Annotated in this window: 5 protein-coding genes; 2 read left to right on the top strand and 3 right to left on the bottom strand. The window is 68.4% G+C overall.

What is annotated here, in order from left to right; all coding sequences use genetic code 11:
* The coding region (locus tag ACYVE7_RS28090; RefSeq protein ID WP_460368767.1) for a glycosyltransferase family 2 protein at positions 1 to 1711 on the top strand (1711 nt) is incomplete at its 5' end.
* 56 nt (positions 1712 to 1767) lie between these two features.
* Here ACYVE7_RS28090 and ACYVE7_RS28085 read toward each other — a convergent pair.
* From ACYVE7_RS28085 to ACYVE7_RS28075, 3 genes are all read right to left on the bottom strand, one after another.
* The gene (locus tag ACYVE7_RS28085; protein ID WP_460368769.1) at positions 1768 to 3012 is read right to left on the bottom strand and encodes an amidohydrolase; all 1245 of its coding nucleotides are present in this window, start codon (positions 3010 to 3012) and stop codon (positions 1768 to 1770) included.
* A 91-nt stretch (positions 3013 to 3103) separates the two neighbouring features.
* The gene (locus ACYVE7_RS28080; protein ID WP_460368765.1) at positions 3104 to 4270 is read right to left on the bottom strand and encodes a glutamate--cysteine ligase; all 1167 of its coding nucleotides are present in this window, start codon (positions 4268 to 4270) and stop codon (positions 3104 to 3106) included.
* A gap of 122 nt (positions 4271 to 4392) precedes the next feature.
* Positions 4393 to 4953 (bottom strand): helix-turn-helix domain-containing protein, encoded by a 561-nt coding sequence (locus ACYVE7_RS28075; RefSeq protein ID WP_460368763.1) that lies wholly within the window; start codon positions 4951 to 4953, stop codon positions 4393 to 4395.
* 86 nt (positions 4954 to 5039) lie between these two features.
* Here ACYVE7_RS28075 and ACYVE7_RS28070 point away from each other — a divergent pair.
* The coding region (locus ACYVE7_RS28070; RefSeq protein WP_460368762.1) for an AzlC family ABC transporter permease at positions 5040 to 5606 on the top strand (567 nt) is incomplete at its 3' end.

Below are 5606 nucleotides of genomic sequence, written 5' to 3'. Positions count from 1 at the left end.
GAACACCGGGCCGATGGGGATCGCCGTGCCCGGCGGGAACCCCCTGGAGACGCGGATGGACGGCGGTGTGCCGCGCAGGCGCGGGCCGCGCCGGATGCCGCAGCGTCCCAGGAACCGCAGCGGCCCCGCCATGCCGCAGGGGCCCGTCTCCAAGCTGCTGCCGAAGCCGCCGGACGACAAGGAGAAGTACTCCTACGTCGACCGGAACATGCCGATCCTGATCATCGGTTCGCTGGTCACGTTCGCGTGCCTGGCGATCACCCAGTTCCAGCTCGCCGTGAACCGGCCGTGGGTCTGGGCGTTCGTCCCGTTCATGATCTTCACGATCATCTACTACGTCGCCTCGTACGCGCTGAACCTCTTCACCAAGGGGTTCGACCTCGCCGCCCACAAGCGCCTGGTCAACGAGTGGCGGCCCGCCCGCTACCCGAGCGTCGACATCTTCCTGCCGGTCTGCGGCGAGAACCTCGAAGTGCTCCACAACACGTGGATGAACGTCCAGAAGCTGGCCGAGCACTACCCCGGCAAGGTCGTCCCGTTCGTCCTCGACGACGGCGACAGCGCCGACCTCAAGGCCATGGCCGAGGACTTCGGCTTCAAGTACGGTGTGCGCCCGAACCGCGGCTGGTTCAAGAAGGCCGGCAACATGCGGTTCGGCTTCGAGAACTCCGACGGCGACTTCATCCTGATCCTCGACGCCGACTTCACGCCCCGCCACGACCTGCTCAACGAGGTCATCCCGCACCTCGACACCAACCCGCAGATCGGCATCGTGCAGACCCCGCAGTTCTTCCGGGTCCTCGACGAGCAGACCTGGGTGGAGCGCGGCGCGGCGGCCGTCCAGGAGTACTTCTACCGGCTCGTCCAGGTGTCCCGCGACCGCACCGGCGGCGCGATCTGCGTCGGGACGTGCGCGGTCTACCGCCGCTCCGCCCTCGACAAGATCGGCGGCATCACGCTGATCGAGCACTCCGAGGACATCCACACCGGTTTCGACCTCAACAAGCTCGGCTACATCCTGCGGTATGTGCCCGTCGCGCTCGCGACGGGGGTCTGCCCCGACAACATGAGCGCCTTCTACAACCAGCAGTACCGCTGGTGTCAGGGCTCGGTCGACCTGCTGACCAGCAAGAAGTTCCGCGAGATGAAGATGACCAAGTGGGTGCGGGCGTCGTTCCTGTCAGGTCTGCTCTACTACGCCCACACGGCGATCTTCGTGGTGATCGGCCCGCTGACCCCGATCCTGATGCTGGCGCTCGACCCCGCCCTGTTCCAGCTCGACAAGATGTACTGGGTGCTCCCCGGCGTGATCTTCTCGACGGTCATCTTCCCGATGTGGCATCGCGTGCCGTACCGGCTCGAAGCCTGGTCCGTCGCCGTCATCTACTCCTGGACCCACCTGTTCACGTTCTACGACGTGATCCGCGGCCGGGAGATGGGCTGGAAGCCGACGGGATCGGGCGGCGCGAAGAAGAGCAAGGTCCGCCGCATGTGGTGGGCGCTGCTCGGCTGGAGCCTCCCGACCGCCCTGGTCTGGGTGGGTCTGTCCGCCTACCAGATGTTCCACTACGAGCCCAAGGACCTCGCGCTGGTCATGGGGCTCGGCCTGCTCAACCTGTTCATCGTGGTGCGGGCGTGCGTCTCGCCGACCGAGCACGACGCCGAAGAGGTCATCGCGCAGCAGGAGGACACTCCGGCCTTCGCCGCCTGACCGAACGTGAAAGAGGGCCCCGCCGGGTGAACCGGCGGGGCCCTCTGGCGTTCGGGTCAGGCTTCGTCTTGGGTGAGCTCCAGGCGGGGGACCTCGCAGAGGGCCGCGATGGCCGTGGCGGCGAGGATGCGGACGCCGACGGGGATGCAGCCCTCGTCGACGTCGAAGTCGCCCCGGTGCAGGTCGTACTCGTCAGTCCCCGGAGTGCGGACGCCGAGCCTGCCGTACGCGCCGGGAATGTTCTCCAGCATGTACCCGAAGTCGTCGCCGCCCAGCGACTGCGGGGCAGCGACCACGTTGCCCGAGCCGAGGACGGTCTCACCGGCGTCGCGGAACATCTGCACGCTGGCGTGGTCGTTGACGGTCGGCGGGACGCCCCGCACGTACTCCAGGGTGGCCTCGACGTCGTAGGCGCCGGCCACCGACTGGAGCAGCGACCGCATCAGCTCGGGCGCGCGGTGCCACGCGTCGTCGTCGAGGCAGCGGACCGTGCCCTCGGCCAGCCCCTGGTCGGGGATGGCGTTCGCGACGGACCCGGCGTTCATCCGGCCCCAGACCAGGCTGAGGCTGGAGCGCGGGTCGACCCGGCGGGACAGCGCCGCCGGAAGCTCCGTGACGATCTTCGCCAGGGCGTAGACGAGGTCCGCGGTCAGATGCGGCCGCGCGGTGTGCCCGCCGGGCCCGTTGACCTTGACGTAGACCTTGTCGCAGGCCGCGGTGATCGGCCCCGTCCGGACGCCGAGCTGGCCGACCTCGAACTTCGGCTCGCAGTGCAGCGCGAAGATCCGGTCGACGCCGACGAGCCCGCCCGCGGCCAGCACGTCCAGCGCGCCGCCCGGATTCTCCTCGGCGGGCTGGAACAGCAGCCGGACCCGTCCCGGCAGCAGCCCCGCGGCCGCCTGCCTGGCCAGGAACAGCCCCGCCCCGAGCACGACCGTGGTGTGCACGTCGTGCCCGCAGGCGTGGCTGACGCCCGGGACGGTCGAGGCGTACTCGGCGTCCTTCTCGTCCGGCAGCGGCAGCGCGTCGATGTCGGCGCGGAGCGCGACGGTCGGACCGCCCTCGGCGCCGATGTCACAGATGACACCGGTGCCCTTCGGCAGGATCTTGGGCGCGAGCCCCGCCGCTTCCAGCGCCTCCACCAGGCGCGCCGTGGTCCTGAACTCGGTCCACCCCAGTTCGGGGTGGCGGTGCAGGTCGCGGCGGAAGCCGATCAGCTCGTCGGTGTGGTGGCCGAGGAAGACGTCGAGCTGCGCGCGCAGATCAGGCGCGGCAGCCGACAGTTCTCCCAGGGCGGGCATCACCCCGGCGTCCTGTGGCACGTCCAGTTGTGTCATCTGCGCCCCCTCAGGCATGACAGACATTGGGTCAGACTCTTGTTCGGGGGGCTCCTCAGGTCGTCCCTGCATGGACCACCTCCCGTGGGCCGACGAATCTGTTCTCGTCGAACTCCGTGATCGTCGCGGACACCACGTCCTCCAGGCTGCCGCCCTCGGCACGGATCGCGCGCTGGCGCTCGTAGGGAGCACCGTGTTCGAGGACTTCACCGACCACCTTGAGCTCTTCGGTGCAACCGAGGCGGTCGGCCACCGGCTCGAGCTCCGAGGAGAGTTCGTAGAGGACGTCACGTAGCGGCGCCGTACGTCCGGAGTCATCAGTGATGATGATGGCGTCGAGCCCGTACCGGGTCGCTCGCCATTTATTATCACGGACAACCCAGGTCGCAGGGCGCGGAAGCGCATATCCGCGATCGATTTGCTGCTCGAAAAGTGTGACGAGGCACTGGCAGAGCGACGTCACCATCCCTACCTCCCGAAGTGTAGGGATTCCATCGAACATGCGCACTTCGACCGTTCCGAAGTCGGGATGGGGGCGAATGTCCCACCAGACCTCCTTGATCGACCGGATCGTGCCCGCCCGCAGCAGGGTGTCCATGTAGGCCTCGAACTCGGCCCAGTCGCCCAGTGAATGCGGGGGTCCGGCCGTCGGCAGCGAGCCGAACACGATGCTGCGGGACGAGGCCAGGCCGGTGTCGTGGCCGTTCCAGAACGGGCTGGAGGCCGTCAGGGCCAGAAAGTGCGGAAGGTAGGCGGATAGGGCGTTGATGATGGGAATCGCCCGATCCTGCGCGGTGACGCCGACGTGCACGTGCACGCCGAAGGTCTGGATCCGGCGCGCGAGCCACTGCATCTCCTCGATGAGCTCCGCGTACCGCTGCACCGGGGCCATCACGGCGTCCCGCCAGTCGCTGATCGCGTGACTGCCCGTACACGCCAGGGCCGTGCCTCGACCGCGGACGACCTGCCGCATCTGGTCGATGGTCGTCTGGAGATCGTCACATATTTCGGACACCGTGAAACACGGGTCGGTGACGACCTCGATGGTCGATTCCATCAGTTCGTGCCGGACCTTCGTGAACTTGCCCTCACTGAGGGAGGGCAGGGCGGCCAGCACCTCGCGGGCGTCCTGCCGCAGATGGCGCGAATCGGTGTCGATGAGCTGAAGCTCCCACTCCACACCCAACGTCGCACCACGTGACGGATTGAACTTCATGGCCACGGCCAACCTCCACAGACAATCCTCGCAGGTCGATGCGGTTCACGTGGCACATTTCGGCCACAAGGGATCGTGCACCGCTGCACCATGCAATGCCCGGTATGGAGGAATTGACGCTCTATGCGTCAGATGTGTTCCATCACCATCACCGCGAACGTGCCCGATTCCAGCCCTTTGAACAGGTGTGGAACATCACCTGGATACCGTATGTAATCGCCGGGGCCCAGTTCGACGGGCGCGTCCGAAGGGCCGACGAGCGCACGTCCCGCACTCAGGACGACATGCTCGAACGAGCCCGCCATATGCGGATCGGAGAGCCGCGGCTCACCCGGCTCGGCCTCGATCCGGTAGACGTCACGGCGCGCGTGCGGCGGGCTGGACGACAGCAGGGTCGCCGCGTACGGCGAACGCTCCGCATAAGTGACGGGCCCCTCCCCCGCCCTGATCACCTGGACGGCCTGCCGGTGCGGCTCGACCAGCGTGCTGAACGGGACGTCCAGCGCGACCCCCAGCGCCCAGATCGTCTCGACGCTCGGATTGCCGATCCCGTTCTCGAGCTGCGACAGCGTGGACTTGGCGATGTTCGCGCGTTTGGCCAGCTCCGTCAGCGACAGCCCGCTGCGCGCGCGCTCCCGCCGCACGGACGCGGCGATCACCGCGACCAGCTGCACACTCGTTCGCTCCATCGGTCTCCTTGTTCGTCTTGACGAACGCACATTCTCTGTTCATTCTAATGGACATGCGTTCGTTGTCCCGAACAGTCCGGCGAGATGTGGCCCTCGTGTGCGCCGCCGACGCGATCGTCGGCGCGTCCTTCGGCGCGATCTGCGTGTCCGGCGGCCTGCCCTGGTGGGTGCCGGTCGTCATGTCGCTGCTCATCTTCGCGGGCGGGTCGCAGTTCGCGGCCGTCGGCGTGGTGCTCGGCGGCGGCGGGGCCGTCGCGGCGGTGCTCGCGGGGCTCGTGCTGAACGCGCGGCTGCTGCCGTTCGGGTTCGCCGTCGGCGACGTCCTGCGGGACGGGGCGTGGTGGAAGCGGCTGATCGGCGCGCATCTGCTGACCGACGAGGGCGTCGCGTTCGTCCTGCAGCAGACCGATCCGCGCAGGCGCAGGGCCGTGTACTGGCTGTGCGGGCTGGCGCTGTTCGTCGTCTGGAACGTCGCGGTGGTCGCGGGGGCCGCCGCCGGGCAGGCCATCGGCGACACGGGGGCGCTCGGCCTGGACGCGATGTTCCCCGCCGTGCTGCTGGCGCTGGTGCTGCCGTCGCTGTCCGACCGGACGACACGCGACGCGGCCCTGCTCGGCGCGGTCGTCGCGCTGGCCGCCACCCCGTTCCTGCCC

It is taken from the genome of Actinocorallia lasiicapitis (genome assembly GCF_054778695.1).
The sequence above is the reverse complement of the archived record's forward strand: the minus strand, read 5'-3'. Positions and strand labels throughout refer to the sequence as shown.

What these genes read in the sequence shown, in the direction of transcription:
- ACYVE7_RS28085 (WP_460368769.1), bottom strand. Translation starts at nt 3,012, where the DNA reads ATGCCCGCCCTGGGAGAACTGTCGGCTGCCGCGCCTGATCTGCGCGCG.
- ACYVE7_RS28075 (WP_460368763.1), bottom strand. Translation starts at nt 4,953, where the DNA reads ATGGAGCGAACGAGTGTGCAGCTGGTCGCGGTGATCGCCGCGTCCGTG.